Origin of the sequence: Lachnoanaerobaculum sp. ICM7, assembly GCF_000287675.1 — a bacterium.
Lineage (GTDB): Bacteria > Bacillota > Clostridia > Lachnospirales > Lachnospiraceae > Lachnoanaerobaculum.
In genome coordinates this window covers 35393-53555 of sequence record NZ_ALJL01000021.1, presented here as the reverse complement: position 1 = coordinate 53555, position 18163 = coordinate 35393, and the positions used below count along the sequence as shown (strand labels likewise).

Annotated in this window: 10 protein-coding genes and 1 pseudogene; all 11 read left to right on the top strand. The window is 34.3% G+C overall.

Annotated elements, in window-relative coordinates; genetic code table 11:
- Positions 1-11: 11 nt before the first annotated feature.
- The 11 genes and pseudogenes from HMPREF1140_RS05315 to HMPREF1140_RS05280 all read left to right on the top strand — a co-directional run bounded on the left by HMPREF1140_RS05315 (position 12) and on the right by HMPREF1140_RS05280 (position 18112).
- A complete protein-coding gene (locus HMPREF1140_RS05315) occupies positions 12-2339 on the top strand; it encodes a C40 family peptidase (RefSeq protein ID WP_009662961.1) in 2328 nt (775 codons plus the stop codon).
- Between the two features lie 13 nt (positions 2340-2352).
- Positions 2353-2649, top strand: a complete 297-nt coding sequence (locus tag HMPREF1140_RS05310; protein WP_009662887.1) for a hypothetical protein — start codon at positions 2353-2355, stop codon at positions 2647-2649.
- Positions 2630-3481 carry a CD1107 family mobile element protein gene (locus HMPREF1140_RS05305; protein WP_009662945.1) on the top strand — a complete coding sequence of 284 codons (852 nt, stop codon included), beginning with the start codon at positions 2630-2632 and terminating at the stop codon, positions 3479-3481. The genes HMPREF1140_RS05310 and HMPREF1140_RS05305 overlap by 20 nt, the downstream gene beginning before the upstream one ends.
- 174 nt (positions 3482-3655) lie before the next feature.
- Positions 3656-4402, top strand: coding sequence for a hypothetical protein (locus HMPREF1140_RS05300; protein ID WP_009662952.1), 747 nt, complete (start codon positions 3656-3658; stop codon positions 4400-4402).
- A gap of 190 nt (positions 4403-4592) precedes the next feature.
- Positions 4593-6314 (top strand): DNA topoisomerase 3, encoded by a 1722-nt coding sequence (locus HMPREF1140_RS05295; RefSeq protein WP_009662899.1) that lies wholly within the window; start codon positions 4593-4595, stop codon positions 6312-6314.
- 3 nt (positions 6315-6317) lie between these two features.
- Entirely contained in the window at positions 6318-6572 is a 255-nt protein-coding gene (locus tag HMPREF1140_RS13930) for a hypothetical protein (protein WP_009662963.1), read from the top strand.
- Positions 6573-6698: 126 nt separating this feature from the next.
- On the top strand, positions 6699-6869 hold the full coding sequence (locus tag HMPREF1140_RS13925) for a hypothetical protein (protein WP_009662895.1): 171 nt from the start codon (positions 6699-6701) through the stop codon (positions 6867-6869).
- Between the two features lie 45 nt (positions 6870-6914).
- The gene (locus HMPREF1140_RS05285) at positions 6915-7718 is read left to right on the top strand and encodes a hypothetical protein (RefSeq protein WP_009662852.1); all 804 of its coding nucleotides are present in this window, start codon (positions 6915-6917) and stop codon (positions 7716-7718) included.
- Positions 7718-8623, top strand: a pseudogene (locus tag HMPREF1140_RS14130) (phage NrS-1 polymerase family protein); the annotation flags it as partial. The gene HMPREF1140_RS05285 and the pseudogene HMPREF1140_RS14130, both read left to right, overlap by 1 nt.
- Before the next feature lie 958 nt (positions 8624-9581).
- Complete coding sequence (locus HMPREF1140_RS14125; protein ID WP_442852171.1) at positions 9582-10040, top strand: TnpV protein; 459 nt, start codon at positions 9582-9584, stop codon at positions 10038-10040.
- A gap of 338 nt (positions 10041-10378) precedes the next feature.
- Positions 10379-18112 (top strand): helicase-related protein, encoded by a 7734-nt coding sequence (locus tag HMPREF1140_RS05280; RefSeq protein WP_442852170.1) that lies wholly within the window; start codon positions 10379-10381, stop codon positions 18110-18112.
- The last annotated feature ends 51 nt before the right edge of the window (positions 18113-18163 follow it).

Sequence of the window (18163 nt, the reverse complement as noted above, 5' to 3'; positions counted from 1 at the left end):
AGGTGAAAAACTTGATAAAGAAAAAGAATATAAGGTATAAAAACAGTAGAGAAAAGCCGTTAAATCAAGAGATACAGCCTTTTCCATCTGAAAATCAAACAGGTTATAAAAGAGAAGATGTTCAAAATCAGGATTTTCTTATTAAATATAATATGCCGGCTGAAGTAAAGACATCTTCATCTAAGAAAACATTTATAAATCATCCGGATAGGGAAAATAAATATAAGGACTTAAATAAAGGTAGTGATTCTTATGAGATACCGGGTAAGGGAAATATAAGTCAAAATAAATCTTTTCTTGAGCCAAAAAAGGATAAAAAGGTCAGGCAAAAGCAGATAAGTAGATTTCATAACAAAGAAAAAGAAATTCATGAAGATTTATCTAAATATAGTGATAAAAATATAGCGTCTAATCAGTATGATATGGGCTTTAGGGATGATAAAGACCTGCAAAAGGTATCAGCCAAGAAACAAAGGCATAAAGAAAATACCGCCGCCATACAAACTGATAAGTATAAAAATAAAGTAAGAGCAAATAGGAAACGATATAAGAAAATTTTGCAAGAAAAACACTCTAAAGAAGATTTAAGCTTAAAAGACCACCCAAAGAAATATTTTAAAAGTAACTTTGAAGATGAAGAATTTACAAGGACTAAAAATAAGAAAAAAACTCTAGACACAAAGGATGGTGTAAAAGAAAAAAATGATAATAAAGGAGAAATAGCGGATAATTCAAAGCCTAAGCCTAAAGAATATTCAAAAAAAGCCAATGATAAATTTAGAAAGCAGGAAAAGAAGGTTTTAAAGCTTCAGCATAAAAAGCAAAGCTTTGAAAAGAAACTCAAATATAATAGCAAGGACAGCATATCTTCTAAGAGTGCAGTAGTTGTGGTAGGAGCGGTAAACAGGTATCTTGAAAGTGGACAAGAGGATAATGCCGGTGTCAGTGCTGCCCATAAGACCACAGAAGGCATAGAAAGTCTTGCAAGAAAAGCCCACAATCATGGAAAAGGTAGGGTATTAAAAAGACAAAAAAGGATAGTAAGGTTTGTAAAAGATATTGAAAAACAGGAAAAAAAGCTGTTTTTTAAGAAAAATATGGAAGAATTTAAGAAAAGTAGTGAGTATCAAAACACTTCAAGGTTAAGACAGTTTTTTAAAAGGAGGCAGTATAAAAAGCAACTTCAAAAGAAATATAATGATAAGATAAAGAATGGGCTTAAAAAATCCTTAGCAAAGGGAAGCAAAAAGTTTGCAGAATTTATAAAAGAAAGAAGTAAAAAGATAATGTTCCTAATACTTTTGGTGGTAGGAACATTTTTTATGCTCTTTCAGGCAGGAAGCATGGTGATGAATATAGGAACAGGAACAATCAGTGATACCGTTTCTACAACCTATCTTTCCTCAGAAGAGACCTTAAGGAATATCAATCAGGAATTTTCTTCTTTAGAACAGGGACTACAAGAGGAAATGGAAAGCGTAGAGGAAACTCATCCGGGATATGATGAATATATAATAAACGGAAAAGAAAAAATCGGTCATAATGTCCATGAGTTGCTATCTTATATAACATCTCGATATGGTGTGGTAAAAGAAGTATCTGAAATAGCCGGGGAAATACAACAGCTGTTTAATCAAATGTATACATTGACCTATGATGAAGAAATTGAAATCAGATATAAAACCGTTACATCAAGCTATACAGATGAAGCAGGGAATGAGAAGACAGAAAGCCATGAAGAAGCTTATGAATATAAAAAACTCATTGTAAACTTAGAAAAAAGAGAAATGGACGATATCATCAGAGAAGTATTTAATTCTTATCCCAACAATTTAACTCACTATGAAGCACTGCTTTCAAGTAAAGGCAATATGGAACTCGTTTTTGGGAGTGATAACGGAGATTTATCGGAGATTATAAACAATCCCGACTTTTCAAATCCGGGAATTGCCTTTAATGATGTAACGGTTAAGGCATTGTTTAACGAAGCGGAGAAACATATAGGTAAAAAATATGTATTTGGAGCAAACGGACCGAATAACTTTGATTGTTCGTCCTTTGTATGCTGGAGTTTTACACATTCAGGAGTTAAAAATATGCCAAGAACCACTGCTTGGGGGATTTATAAAACTTATTGTAGTCCTATATCTCCAAGTGAAGCAAAAGCGGGAGATATTATCTTCTTTAAAAACACTTATAACAGCAAGAGTCCGATATCCCATGTAGGTATCTATGCAGGAGACGGAATGATGATACATGCAGGCAATCCTATTCGCTTTGTAAGTATCAATACACCTTACTGGATAGAACATTTCTATGGTTTCGGCAGAGTTAAATGACAGGAGGAAGAAGTTGAATAAAAAGTATCAAAAGAATATCGAAAATCAAAAAGCGATAGAAGAAAAAATAGAAGAACTTAGGCTGAGGCAGGAAATACTTAAAGAAGAGCAGGAGGAAATGGAGCAGGTTGAGGTTCTAAAAGAATATAGGAGCATTGATATTTCACTTGATGAGTTTTTAGAAATGATGAGAAAGTATAAAAAGGAAAGGCAAAGCGAAAAGAAAATGAAAGAGCCGGAAAATTCTAAAGAAGTAGAGGAAAACAGAGAAAAAATCATGGAGGATACAAATGAAGGAAATGAAATCTAAAAAGAACAAGGTGAAAAGATTGGTAGGAGTTATTTGCTTACTCGTGATGTTTATTATAGGGAATATATACCCTACATATATTTTTGCACAGGTTAATGAAAGTGAAATAGAAACTGAGGAGACTAGGGAAACAGCAAGTAAAGATAATAAAGAAGAAAAGGAAGTACGCTTTCCGAATAAACTGGAGGCAAAAGAGCCTCCAAGTGATAATCAGATAGGCAGCCAAGGTGATAGTATAAATAAAGGTATTCCCACAGCAGAAGGCAGTGCAAAGGCGGAACTTATAGAAAATGTAAATAATGCCAATCAGGACTATCCTATTCATCATGGAGAAAGTACGGAGGATGAAAGTGGCAAATATTTTGCTGATGCCAGACAGTTCATTACATTTAAAACAAAGTCGGGAAAGACCTTTCATCTAATCATTAATTATGATGAAGAAGGACAAAATGTCATGCTGCTTACAGAGGTAAGTGAAGATGATTTATTAAATATGGTAGAAGTAAAAGAAAAACCTAAAGAGGAAGTAAAAAAGATAGAAGAGGTACCACCACCAACAGAAGAAACAAAAGAAGAACCGGTAAAGGAAGAGCCTAAAAAGAAGGAAGAAAGTAAAGGAGCAGGGCTTTATATATTTTTAGGATTGCTTGTCATGACAGTTGTCGGAGCAGGATATTATTTTAAGATTTATAAGAAAAATCAGGAAGAAAGTGAGGATGAGGAAGACTATAATGAGCTTGAGGATGATTATGAAAGAGAGGATAATGTAGAGGTTCCAGAAGAAGTCGATGATATGGCAATAGATGCTTATGAGGATGAAGATGAGGAGTAAAAATGTAAAGAATATATAGTGTATTTTTGGGCTTAATATAGTATGATATATACGGATAAAGAAGTATAAAGTGGTGGGGTTAATAGGTGGCTTGTATTTGATACATGTATTTAACAAATTAGAAGTTTTAGAGGGAATTTATAAAATATAATATATCATACGAGAGGTGGGTATATGGAGAAAAAATTTAGAAAAGTAGTAGTCATATTCATAGATATCCTAGGTTCACAGACCAGAATAAATTTTGATGAATGGTATAATGTTATCAGCGTTTTTAGCCGGATGGTAGAGCGTGAAAAAGAACTGGATAATAATCATCCATGGACTGTTTACAAAAGGGAGATACATGTTTTTTCGGACTGTGCATACATTATCTATGACTATAAAGATAATATTGAAGATAGTCGAAAAGATATGTATGAATTAATGGGAATAGCATGCTATAACACCGAAAAAGTATTGTATGAATTTTTAAAGAATGGATTTATTGCTCGTGGTGCAATTACGTATGGCGATTTATTTTATGATAATGAAAAGAATATTTGGTTTGGTCCAGCAATGAATCGTGCATATTTTCTAGAATCAAAGTTAGCGATATTTCCTAGAATTATTATAGATCCTGAATACGCAGAAAAATTATTTGAATTTAATGAGACCAAATATCGTATGAGTACTGAACAAAAAATGGTTAATGGTGAAATTTTGTATCGAGATATGGATGGTTTCGTATATTTAAATTATTTAAATAGCGGGAAATCAGGTATGAATCAAATGGAATATATGAATGTTATAGAAGCTGCACTTCAATTATGTGATATAGAAAGAAACAAAACAAGAGAAACAGAAGAAATACAGAAGTCTATTAAAAATAAATATGATTGGTTAGAAAAATATTTGTTAACCCCTAACAATAGGTTATAAACTGTATGACAAGCCCAGTTTCTGAAGCTTATATGAAGTAACCCCAAAAACTTTGCAAGAAAAATATGAAGATAGAAATTCAATCAAAAGCTGTAAATAGGCAATAATATAAAAATCAAATACCAAAAACCAAAAGGCAATCAGATAACTTCTGATTGCCTTTTTTCATACAAAAAAGGAGGATTTATAAATGAATTTAGTGATATGTGAAAAGCCGAGTGTTGCAATGAGTATCGCCAAGGTTATCGGTGCAACCGGTAGACAAAACGGATATTATGAAGGAGGTGGATATATTGTAAGTTGGTGTGTTGGGCATTTGATACAGATGGCAAGTCCTTCAGCTTATGATGAAAAGTACGGTAAGTGGAGATTGGAGGATTTACCGATTATCCCTAGACAGTATAAGTACGAAGTGGTAAGGGCAACTAGGGGTCAGTTTAACACTCTTAAAAAGCTGATGAACTCTAAAGAGATTGAAACGGTTATTAATGCTTGTGATGCGGGGCGTGAGGGAGAGTTAATCTTTAGGCTTGTGTATGAACAGGCAGGTTGTAAAAAGAATATCAAAAGGCTTTGGATCTCATCAATGGAAGATGTAGCAATAAAAGAAGGCTTTAGGCAGTTAAAAGATGGAAAAGAGTATGAAGCTCTATATCAATCAGCCCTTGCCAGAAGTAAGGCTGATTGGCTTGTCGGTATGAACATGAGCAGGTTGTATTCACTTATTTATAATCAAAATTATTCTGTTGGAAGAGTACAGACACCCACGCTTGCTATGATTGTAAAAAGAGATGATGAAATAACGGCTTTTAAGAAAGAAAAATATTATACAGGCGAGCTTTATTGTACAGGCTTTACTCTTTCAACAGACAGGATCGACAGCCTTGAGATTGTAGAAGATTTAGTAAATGTGGTAGGAAATAAAATTATAGTAAGAAATGTGGAGAAAAAGGAAAAGCTTACAAAGCCTGACTTGCCGTTTGATTTAACAACACTTCAAAGAGAATGTAACAAGTACTTCGGATTTTCAGCAAAACAGACACTTGACTATGCACAAAGTCTTTATGAAAAGAAGATGATTACATATCCGAGGACGGACAGCCGTTATCTATCTGAAGATATGATTATAAATACAGTAAACAACATACTTGGCAAAAATGACTTTGATACAGAGAGAATTAAAGTTATTTTTAACTCAGCTAATGTAACAGATCACCATGCAATTATACCTACAGTAAGTTCTTTAAATGAAGATATGTCCACAATTCCTGAAAGCGAAAGAAAAATATATAACCTTATCTTAAATAAAATTCATGCAAGTGCAGGCTATCCCTTAATTGAAAACATAACAAAGATTGTTGCGGTATATGAAAGTCAGGGTGATGTATTTGAATTTAAGGCAAGCGGTAAGGTCATTATAGGTGAAGGTTTTACAAAATATCTTAAGCAGTACGGCTCAAAGAAAAATGAAGATATTTTATTACCTGATTTAAATGTGGGAGATGTACTTGAAATCAAGGATAAAGAGATAAAAGAAAAATATACGACACCACCAAAGCATTTTACAGAGGATACTTTACTTAAAGCTATGGAAACGGCAGGTAATGATGCCCTGGAAAAAGGAGCTGAGGTTGAGCGAAGGGGACTTGGAACACCCGCAACAAGAGCAGGCATTATAGAAAATCTGATTTCCAAAGATTTTATAGAAAGAGATAAGAAAAATCTTATTGCAACGAAAAAAGGAAAAGCTCTTATAGAAATCGTGGAGGATAACTTTAAATCGGCTAAAACAACAGCCAAGTGGGAAATTAAACTGTCTGAGATAGCACTGGGAAAATCGTCAAATGAAGCATTTTTATCTGGTATTGAAACCAAGATAAAAGAAACTATTGCCAAGTATCAGGGAAGATAATATATGTTTGATACATTGATGAAACTTGATAAAGACAGAGAGGTCTTGGATTTTTATGCCACAGATAAAAGAGCAACAAAGGAGCTTTTAACAAGAGAAAATTTCAGAGAAACAATATATGAGACTGCCTGCGGTCAGGGGCATATCGGAAAAGTGCTGGAAGAGTATGGATACAGGGTAAAAGCGGAGGATATTTGTTACAGAGGGTATGGAAGCGAAAGAGAGGTGGATTTTTTACAGTTAAGGAAAATACCTTAGACATAGTAACCAATCCGCCTTATTTTTGTGCGGATAAATTTCTAAAACACGCCCTTGAAATATCTGTACCGAAAGTAAAAATAGCAATGCTTTTTCGCTTAGCATTTTTGGAGGGACAAAAAAGGTATGAGTTATTTAAAAAAATATCCTATAAAAAAGGTATATGTATTTTCCAAAAGACTTAACTGTGCTAAAAATGCCGAGTTTGAAAAGTATAAAAGCAATGCTATTGCGTTTGCATGGTTTATATGGGAAGTAGGTTATACAGGAATTACGCAACTAAAATGGATCTTATAAAAAATAGTATAAAAACAATAAAGAACAGAATTTAAGGAGGACGAAATGAACGATAATAAAAACATTCAAAGACAGGAAGAACAGACAAAGGAAGTTATAAATGAGATCAAAGCAGAATATACAAAAACAGCCGACTTTTTAGAAGAAAATACCGATACACAGCTTAAAATTGCCGGGGAGCTTAAAGAAGAGCTAAAAAATAATGACTTTGATGTAAATATTGAAGAGTTAAAGGCACTTAAAGATGAAATAACAGGTCTTAAGGCGGAGATCAAAAGACTTAATGAAATGGATAATATAAGCCTTAGCTCACTTATTGCCAAGGATATTAGGGCAGTAGGGAAATCTCTTATTAATCTTCAGGAAAAGGCGGTAGGAAGTATTAAACATCTTTATGACAACATGAAACATCAGCTTACCTACAGCCTTACCAAAGCACAGGAAAAGTTTGTTGAGATGAAAATAGGAATTGTAAAGGGACTTGTAAACTCAATGCAAAGTTTCATAAAGGAGCAGCAAAAGAAGCTTAATAACTGCCTTGAAAAACTGGATACCTTATCTAAAGAGATACAAAAGGATGAGGAAAAATTAAATAAGGGAAATAAGGAAGAGATTAGTCAATCGGATAATGAAAATAAAGACATTAAGTCAAGTGAAAAAACAGTTGTGAGAAATGGAGTCGAAAGGCAAGGTACAAACATTCAAAAAAGCAATGAGAAAAAGCCCAAAAGTATGGAAAGAAAACCTTCAGTATTAAAAACACTTAAAGAAAATCAGCAAAAGATTAGACTTGAAGAAAATGGGAAAGGAGAAAAAACAGTAAAAAAGGATAAGGGAATGGAAATATAATGAAAGAAGCTGACCTTATCAAATATAAAAATATTCCGGATGAATTAAGGCGAGAGAAAAGATGGTGTCTTTATAAAATCATTGTAAGAGATGGAAAAAACACAAAAATGCCTATTATGCCAAGTGGAAAACCTGCCAAGTCAAATGATAAAAAAACTTGGCATAGTTACAAGGATTGCATGGATGCTTTATGTAAAAATCAAGGAACTGGCTTGGGATTTTTCTTAGGGGACGGGTATATAGGAATTGATATAGATAAGGTAAGTGATGAAATAATGGAATACTGTATGGACTTTAATGCCGCTTCAATGACAGCTAACTTTTTAAGAGGGATTTCCACCTATGCGGAAATCTCTCCGTCAAAAACAGGATTACATTTTATAGGAAAGGGTAAGGTACCGGGAGAGAGAAAAAGATATAAAAACCTTGAAATTTATGACAGGGACAGATTTTTTACAATAACTGGGAATATATTAAAGGATAAAGACAGAAGTAAAATAGTAAATATCAATCAAGAATTATTGCCGCTTTATCAAACATATATGCCAAGGATAGATTATGGGGAATCCAAAGTCGGCAGGATTAATCTAAGTCCAAGCAGTTTGGCTTATAAAAACAGATTTTCACAAGATGATATTCTAAACATACTTTTTAATAGGAGATACTTTAACTATAGCGGAGAAGATCTAAGACAAGTATATAATGGGAATTATCAAAACTATTTTAACAGCCAGTCCGAGGCTGATTTTTTTATGCTTGGGAGGTTGCTTTATTACACCGCAGATGTGGAAAAGTCAATCAGCCTTATGGAAAATAGCGGGCTTAAAAGAAACAAGTGGTATAAAAAGCGAGGGAGTACGGACTATATACACTATATTGCAGACAGGGCAATGAACGGCATAAGCAAGTTTTATGATTGGAATAAAGAAAAAGCTAATATTACAAAAAATGCAAAGCAAGAAGAGACTGAAAATAAGAAGAAGGAGGAAAAGATGCCAAGATATTCAACTGAAAAAATCAGTGATATTTTATCTCACTCTTTAGAGGAAATCAGAAGGGATGTATATGCCTACAAAGATTTTCTAAAGACAATGGGAAATAACTATAAATACTCATATATGCACCAGTTAAGTATTTACAGTACCTACAAGAGAGCAACTGCCTGTGCGGAGTATGATTTTTGGAAAAAGCTTGGAAGAAGTGTAAAAAGAGGAGAAAAGGGAATACCGATTCTTGACTTAAGCATGAGACTACCAAAGGTAAAGTATGTATTTGATGTCAGTCAAACAGTCAGTATAGGAAATAAGATCAATGAAGTAAAACTGTGGAAATATGAACCTGAGAAGCATACTTTAGCTATAGATTCACTGATTGACAGCTTTAAAGAAAGAAACAGCAGGTTGCTTTTTTCACAGGAAGAAAAGATAACTGCACTTATAGATTTATATGTTAGGAAAAGGATATATACCATCTTTGATATGTTGACGGATGATACGCTTAAGAGTTATACCAAAGTAGAACTGATGCAATTTATTACAGAATCCATAAAGACTTCATTGGCACAAAAAATGGATATAGGTATTTCTGTTGACGAGAGCAAACTGAAAACAGTATCAGGTATTAAACATGGACAGGATATTGACAGCATCCTTGGAGAAATATCTTTAATTTCTAAAGAAATGCTTATAGCTATCGGAAGAGAAATACAGAAAATAAGTGATAGAGAAAAACTTAAAGAAATAGAGAAAAAGGAGCAGACAAAGACCGACAAGGAGCGTTATAATAATACTGTAAACGAAACCGTTAAAAAAAGTACCGATACAATAAATAATGAGATAGAAGAAAATAAAGGAGGCTTGGCTGATGAGAGAAACAGTAATACTGGCGGACAGGGAATATCTTTTGGAGGAAGAAATCTACATTCCAATAATCAAGGAGAACCTGTTCGAGAAACAGGGGGGAACCTACAGTTTGGAGAAGATGGAAGATGGAGAGGAAGTTCTGATACCGAATATCAAGATGCCAAAGATAATAGATCAGAGCAGGCTGAACAGATTTGGCAGGGAGAGGCTCAAATTCCTGAAAGAAAACAGGGAGAATCAGTATCAGAGCATGTATTACAGAGGGACATTGATGGAGCATCTTCTAAATATAGAGGAACAGGCACAGGAGTTTTTGGAGAAGGAAGAGCCGAAAATGATGGAGGCTTGGGGGCTTACAAACGAACTGAAGTCGGAGGATTTTCTGAAATATACGGGACTGAAGAAAAATCTCGATATGACACTGACAAGGATGGTATTGGAACAGATAGTCTGGGCATAGATAGAAAAATACAGTCAAACAGCAGAGATAGTGAAAGGGAAGTCGATAAGACTTCTTTTTCTTTTGCCGGGAATGAAAGCGGTCAGGTAAGATTTAACTTGCCACTACAGCAAAAAGAAATAGATACGGTTTTAATTTATGGAGGAAATGAAGAAAATTTAAGATTAAAGGTTTTAGCTGAGTATTCTAAAGGAAAAAGTATAGAAGAATTATCCGGATTTCTTAAAGATACTTTTAAAGGTGGAAACGGTTATGAGGTAGGCGGAAACAAGGTTTGTGCATGGTATGATAAAGAAGGAATCTATTTATCCAATGATATTTCATCAAAAGAAAATCCGATGCAAATTTTATCATGGTCTGATGCTTCAAAGCGTATAGGTGAGCTTATTGAAAGCAGTGAATATGCAACCAATGTAGAGGTGGCGGAAGCCTTTTCCTATGAAAGAAAAGAACTTGCCGAAAAGCTGTGGTACTTAAAAAGAGATTTTGCAGATGATTTAAAAAAAGAATACCTAAAGGTTCTTGATCGAACAGAAAAACAAGGATTTCCTGACGAAACCGAAGAACTTTCAGAAAAGCTTAGAAGTCCTGAATTTAGAAATAGGCTTAGAGAAGAATATAGCATATTTTTACAGGACTATATGGAAAATAAGGGGATATTAAGATTTCATTTTCATAAGGTGGAAGAGATTTTACAAAGGTTAAATGATTTGGAGATACCAAGGAAGGAATTTAGTTCAGGTCTTATTGAACTACCGAAGATAAAAGAATTTATCACAGAAGATGAGATAGATGAAAATTTAAGACGGGGAAGCGGTATTTCAGGAGGAGGAAAACGGATTGCCGATTTTTTTAGAGAAAATCATACACTTTCAGAGCAAGTGGAATTTTTAAAAAATGAGTACGGCACAGGTGGAAGAACTCATGCTTTATCAGGAAATATGGGAAGCAGTGAATGGCATGATGCTAAGGGAATTGGGCTTAAAAAGGGAAACTCTCCGGAATTTATGCTTAGCTGGAGTCAAGTGGCAGTAAGGATTAAAGACTTAATAAAGAATGATCGATACGAAAATAAGGATGTTGTGTCCGATGTACAAAAACAGCTAAAACCAAAAGAAGAAAATATAGAGTCAGAGTATTTTAATCAGGAAAAAGAACAGGATATAACGGATAAAGAAAATGCTACCGCTATTAATCCTGATATACAAAGAGAAGAAGAAATTCTTTTAATTCAGGTTGAAAGAGAAATATCTTATGAAGAAGCCGAAAAGATCTATGAGTTGCAAATAGAAAGAGAAAAGGGTTTAAGTAAAGAAAATATATTAAATCAAAATACATCATATAAAGAGCAAAATCCAAATGATTACTGGGTGGTGGAATTTCATGAAAAATCAAGTCTAACAGAAAAAGATTATACAGGTATGATTGTTACAAAGGATCTTCTTAATGAAATAAAAGAGTTGGATGAAAAAATAAGTATACATAATGAAACTGTAGGCAAAGATAAGTATTGGCAAATGACAGATGAGTGGTTAGGGTATTCAAAGTTTTATTTTGACAATATCGTAGACGGCGAAGTAAAAGAACATTACAGAGTGGATATAGGGGATGGTAATGAAGCAAATGAAAGAGAGTTTGCCTATCTTTATAGAAACACGGCACCAACTCAGGAGATAATAAATGAAGTATATCAAGATACTGCCCATAGTAACAAAGAAAGTGAAATACAAGTTGATTTAGCTGAAGAAGAAAGTGAAAAGGTATTAGAGCTTAAGGCTAAGAATGATGTTATATCTGCTCTGACTTTTAAAGAAGAAAAAGAAGCCGGAGGATATCAGTATAACTCTCAAAATGAAGAATTTATTTTGCTTAAAAAGACTGTAGATGAAGGAAACTTAAAAGTACCGGAGCATATAACAAACAGCATAGACGGGAAAGTCGGGTATGAAGCAGAACTTGTCTTAGATATGAAAAATAGACAGATAAAGCAAAACCTGAGATACAATGGATATATGCTTAATTCTAATCGTGCAATCGAGTATGGAAGTTATCATGAAATGCTTAAAAACCTCTCTTACTTGCTTGATGATAACCATAGAAATGTACTTCTTACAGGTTATATAAATGAGCAGATTAAAAAGGCAAATGAACAAGAAAATGTAAATGAGCCGATTTTTAAAGAAGGTATGCAGGTAAGATATCAAGGAAAGGAATACCTGATTTCAGAAATAAGTGATTATGGAAACTATAAAACAATAAAATTGGATGATAATGAAGAGTATCTTAGCGGCTTTGTTACAGGAAGTGAGATCCTGACATTTAGAAATGAAAACGAACTTGACTTTGAGATACTTTCCACAGAAGAAAAATCACCGGAGAAAAGTGTATATAAAGAAGTTTTACCTGTCTTAAATAAAGAAGCTTTAAGTGAAGTACCAAAGCAAGAAGAATCCTATAAAAAAGAAGAGAATAAGAAAAACAATCTACCCGTCAATTACAGGATAACAAGAGAAGATGAAGTCCTACCACCGTCAGAACGATTAAAAAACAATATCGAAGCAATAAAGGTACTAAAACAGCTTGATAAAGAAAACAGAAATGCAAGTAAAGAAGAGCAGGATATTTTAAGCAAGTATGTAGGTTGGGGAGGGCTTTCAGATGTTTTTGATGAAGAGCGGGGTGGTCAGTGGCAGGAGGCAAGGATGTTCTTAAAAGAAAACCTATCAACATCAGAATATGAGGCTGCCAAAGAGAGTACACTTACCGCCTTTTACACACCAAAAGTAGTTATAGATGCTATTTATCATACTTTATCCGATATGGGATTTGAGAGTGGAAATATCTTAGAGCCAAGTATGGGAACGGGAAGATTTATCGGAAATCTACCCGTATCAATGCAAAACTCAAAGTTTTACGGTATAGAACTTGACAGTATCAGTGGACAGATTGCTAAAAAGCTATACCCAAATTCAAATATTCAGGTAAAAGGCTTTGAAAAGACTGCTTTTTCAAATAATCTTTTTGACATAGCTGTAGGAAATGTACCCTTTGGAGAGTATAGGGTATCCGATCGTGAGTATGAAAAAAATAACTTTCTTATTCACGATTATTTTTTTGCTAAAACACTGGATAAGGTGCGTAGCAAAGGAATAATTACTTTTATAACCTCATCAGGTACAATGGATAAAAGAAATGAGGATATAAGAAGATATATCAGTGAGCGGGCAGAGTTTCTGGGAGCAATAAGACTGCCGAATAATACATTTAAAGGTGAAGCCGGTACAGAGATTACAAGTGATATTATTTTTTTAAAGAAAAGGGACAGGCTATTAAAGATAGATGAGGACTGGGTTAAGATTGATAAGGACAGGCAGGGACTGACCTATAACAAATACTTTGTAGATAATCCACAGATGGTACTTGGCAGTATGCAGGAAGTACCGGGCAGGTTCGGCACTACTCTTTCTTGCATTGCAGATGAAAGTAAACCGATAAAAGAACAGCTTGAGGATGCAATTAAAAATATAAAAGGTACTTATGAAAAGGCTAAGTTAAACGAAGAACTTGAAACAGAAACACTTCCGGCTGATGACAATGTTAAGAATTATTCCTATGCAGTGATTGAAGATAAGGTGTACTTTAGAGAAAACTCAATTATGCAAAGGGTACTTCTAAATAAAGCTGATGAGGAGAAGATAGGGGCATATCTTGAAATAGAAAAAGCGTTAAGAGGAGTAATTACCTATCAAAAGGAAGATTATCCGGAAGAGGAAATAAAAGCCTTACAGAGCAGATTAAATAAACTTTATGATGATTTTTCAGGTAAGTATGGACTGATTAATTCAAGGGCAAATAAAAGACTACTCCAGGAGGATGCCAACTATTCTTTAGTGTCCACCTTGGAAAACCTTAATAAAGAGGGTAACTTTATCGGCAAGTCGGATATTTTTACCAAAAGAACCATCAAAAAAGCGGAAGTAATAGAACATACGGATAACTTAACTGAAGCACTGATCCTTTCCATATCTCAAAAGGGAAATGTCAACCTTGAGTATATGGAGGAGCTTACAGGAAATATAAGAAAAGAGCTGATAGAAGGCTTAAAAGGAGAGATATTCCTAAATCTTGATAGTTTTGAGCCAAGTGATATTACTCCTTTTTCATCAGCTTTAGATTTAGGAGATTTTTCAAGAAATTATGTCAGTGCAGATGAATACTTATCAGGTAATATCAGAGAGAAAATAGAAGTAGTAGACGCATATATAAAAAATATAGATTATGAAATTAAAAGGAATGAGGAAGAGTTAGATAAGCCTCATGAATTACAATCGGGATTAGAAGCAGGAAGATCCAATCAGGAAGAATTATCACATAAATCGGAAATAACAGAGAAAATTTCAGTATTAAAACAGGAATTATCCGATCTTAATTATCAGAAAAAAAGACTGGAAGAAGTAATGCCGAAAACTCTTGAAGCAAGTGATATAACTGTCAAGATGGGTTCTACATGGATACCTGAAAAAGACTATAAGAGCTTTATGTTTAATCTGTTAAAGACCTCCGCATCAAACAGATGGGATATAGATATTAAATATATGGATTTTACGGGAGAGTATAGAGTAGAGGGAAAAAGCACGGATAAAAATAACGACCTGGCTAATTTCACCTATGGAACAAGCAGAGTGAGTGCATATAAGCTTATAGAGGATAGTCTAAATCTTAGAGATACAAAAGTATATGACCGGATCATTGATTCGGACGGAAAGAAAACATCTGTTTTAAATCAGAAAGAAACCATGCTTGCACGAAGTAAACAGGAAATTATAAAAGAAGAATTTAAAAATTGGATCTTTGAGGATGCGGACAGAAGAAACCGACTGGTGAAAAAATATAATGAAAGATTTAATTCTATTCGATTAAGGGAGTATGACGGAAGTCATTTGCCTTTTGCTGGGATAAACCCTGAAATTGAACTTAGACCCCATCAAAAAGATGCAATAGCAAGGGGGCTTTTTGGAGGAAATACACTGCTTGCACATGAAGTAGGGGCGGGTAAGACCTTTGAGATGATAGGAATTTCGATGGAGTCTAAAAGGCTTGGAATGAGTTCTAAAGCCATGTTTGTAGTTCCAAATCATATAGTAGAACAGTTCGGGCGTGAGTTTAACGAGCTTTATCCGGCAGCCAATATACTTTGTGCTACAGAAAAGGACTTTACACCGGACAAGCGGAAAAGATTTTGCAGTAGGATTGCCACAGGGGACTATGATGCGGTGATTATCGGACATAGTCAATTTGAGAAAATTCCGATTTCAAAGGAAAGACAGGAGTATGAACTTAAAAGTCAGATTGATGAGATCGTGGAATTTATTGGAGAGTATAAAAGAGACAGGGATCAAAGATTTAGTGTAAAGCAGCTTGAAAAAACAAAGAAAAGTCTGGAAGCAAAATTAAAGAAACTTAATGATGATTATAAAAAAGATGATGTGGTAACCTTTGAGGAACTTGGAATTGATAAGCTTTTTGTGGATGAAGCCCATTCATATAAAAATCTGTACCTGTTTTCAAAAATGAGAAATGTTTCAGGAATCAGTGCAACGGATTCACAAAAGTCATCCGATATGCTTATGAAGTGCAGATATATGGATGAGATAACAGGCGGTAAGGGAATTGTTTTTGCAACAGGGACGCCTGTTAGCAACAGTATGGCTGAACTTTACACCATGCAAAGGTATCTTCAGTATGACAAACTTAAAAAAATGCACCTTCAGCATTTTGACTCTTGGGCATCCACCTTTGGAGAAACAGTTACGGCAATAGAACTTAATCCGGAAGGAAACGGATATAGAAGTAAGACAAGATTTTCAAAGTTTTATAATCTTCCGGAACTGATGAACATGGTTAAGCAGTTTATGGATATAAAAACAGCGGATGTATTAAATCTTCCTGTTCCAAATGCACATTTTGAAACCATAAAGACAAAGCCTAGCGAGGAGCAAAAGGAAATATTGGATTCTTTTTCTGAAAGAGCGGATAAGGTTCGAGCAAAACAGGTGGATTCCTCTGTCGATAATATGTTGCTTATTACTAATGACGGAAAGAAGATGGCACTTGATCAGAGGCTTATAAACCCCCTGCTTCCTGATGATGAGAACAGTAAGGTGAATACTTGTGTAAAAAATATCTTCAGTATATGGGATAAATATGCAGATAAAAAGTCGGCACAGCTTGTCTTTTGTGATATGTCTACACCCTCAAGCGAGTTTAATATTTATGATGATATTAGGAACAAACTTATTATGATGGGAATTCCAAAAGAAGAAATTGAATTTATCCATAATGCAAACAACAACAGGGAAAAGGATGCTATCTTTGATAAGGTAAGGAAAGGAGAAATTCGTGTGCTTTTAGGCTCTACACAAAAAATGGGGGCGGGAACCAATGCACAAGATAAACTCATTGCCATTCACGATCTTGATGTCCCTTGGAGACCTGCGGATCTTTCTCAAAGAGCCGGAAGAATCGTAAGACAGGGAAATGAAAATAAAGATGTTTATATCTTCAGATATGTAACTGAAAATACCTTTGATGCTTATCTTTTCCAAACACTTGAAAATAAACAAAAGTATATTTCACAGATAATGACAAGTAAAACACCGGTAAGAGTTGCAGAAGATGTGGATGAGGCTACATTAAATTATGCTGAAATAAAGGCACTTGCGACAGGTAATCCTTTAATTCGTGAGAAGATGGATCTTGATGTCGAGGTATCCAAGCTAAAAATGCTTGAGTCCAACTTTAAATCAAACCTGTATAAACTTGAGGATAAGGTGGTAAAGGTTTACCCTAAAGAAATAGAAAATTTAAAAAATAAAATACAAAACCTGAAAAAAGATATAGAAAGTATAGAGCCATATAGAGAAGAAAATACAGATAAGGCAGTATATATTCAGCCAAGTTTGGAGAATGTAGGAGAAAATTCAATAGAAACAGAGAAAAAGCCGGATAAAGAAGCAGTATCAAAATTCACCTCTCTTATTCTTGACGGCAAAAAATATACGGATAAAAGACAAGCCGGAGAATTTTTGATAAGCAAGATAAAAAGTATAAAAAAGACGGATGATTTTAAGTCGGAAGAAGTAAAAATCGGAGAGTACAGAAACTTTGATTTATTTGCATACTATGACAGCTTTTCCAATCAGTATAAATTTAATCTAAAAGGCGAAGAGAATCATTATGGTGAATTTGGAGCGGACGGTATAGGAAATATAACGAGAATGGATAATGTCCTTGATAAAATGCCTGAGAGGCTGGAGCAAACTTTAGGTAAGCTTAGTGATACTGAAAGTCAACTTGAAACCGTAAAACTTGAAATTCAGAAGAAATTTCCTCAGGCGCAGCTTCTAAAAGAAAAGACATTAAGGCTTGCTGAGGTAAATAATCTACTGGATATGGGGCAAAAAGAAGCAGTAACAGAAGGGAAAAATCCATTACTTGAAGAGGTAAAAGAAGAATTGATTCATTTCTTAAATAAGGAGTATGAGGAAAATCATAGTATAGAAGATTTTGATACTTTATTTCCTGATTTAAGCGATATAGGGCTTGCTTATACGACTACGCCGGATGAAAAGCATGAAATACAGACAAGCCTTGATTTAATCAATTATAAATTAAACACTTATGTTGATAATACTTTAGTTAACAGCTTTCAGTACACCTATGATCCTATTGATGCAAGCGATAGAAGAGAGCTTGTGCAGATAAAGGCAAACATAGGTTTTTGGGATTTTAATGAGCTTATCTATGTGGATGAAGAAAAGTTAAAAGAGGTGATGGGGCTTGAAATTGATGATGAGGGAAATTTCTATGATCCGTTAGAAAAAGATACGGACTTGGACGGTGTAGCGGACAGGTACGATGCAGACTTTAGAGACAGTAAGGTACAAAGTATCGGAGATTTTAATAAAATAGATAGAAACTCTGTAGTAGATAAATTAAATGGGTATAAGGAGCAAGTAAGTCAAACAGGTGCAAGGGAAAATCAGTTGGAATACTTTGAGGAGGCAAGGTAGGATCCGGATAAAAAATATCATATATAAATATGGGAAGAGAGTATCTTTTAT

Excerpts from the sequence above, each read along its gene's own strand:
- HMPREF1140_RS05280 (WP_442852170.1), top strand. The coding sequence starts at position 10,379 with ATGCAAATTTTATCATGGTCTGATGCTTCAAAGCGTATAGGTGAGCTT.
- HMPREF1140_RS05285 (WP_009662852.1), top strand. The coding sequence starts at position 6,915 with ATGAACGATAATAAAAACATTCAAAGACAGGAAGAACAGACAAAGGAA.
- HMPREF1140_RS05305 (WP_009662945.1), top strand. The coding sequence starts at position 2,630 with ATGAAGGAAATGAAATCTAAAAAGAACAAGGTGAAAAGATTGGTAGGA.
- HMPREF1140_RS05295 (WP_009662899.1), top strand. The coding sequence starts at position 4,593 with ATGAATTTAGTGATATGTGAAAAGCCGAGTGTTGCAATGAGTATCGCC.
- HMPREF1140_RS13930 (WP_009662963.1), top strand. The coding sequence starts at position 6,318 with ATGTTTGATACATTGATGAAACTTGATAAAGACAGAGAGGTCTTGGAT.
- HMPREF1140_RS05300 (WP_009662952.1), top strand. The coding sequence starts at position 3,656 with ATGGAGAAAAAATTTAGAAAAGTAGTAGTCATATTCATAGATATCCTA.
- HMPREF1140_RS13925 (WP_009662895.1), top strand. The coding sequence starts at position 6,699 with ATGAGTTATTTAAAAAAATATCCTATAAAAAAGGTATATGTATTTTCC.
- HMPREF1140_RS14125 (WP_442852171.1), top strand. The coding sequence starts at position 9,582 with ATGAGAGAAACAGTAATACTGGCGGACAGGGAATATCTTTTGGAGGAA.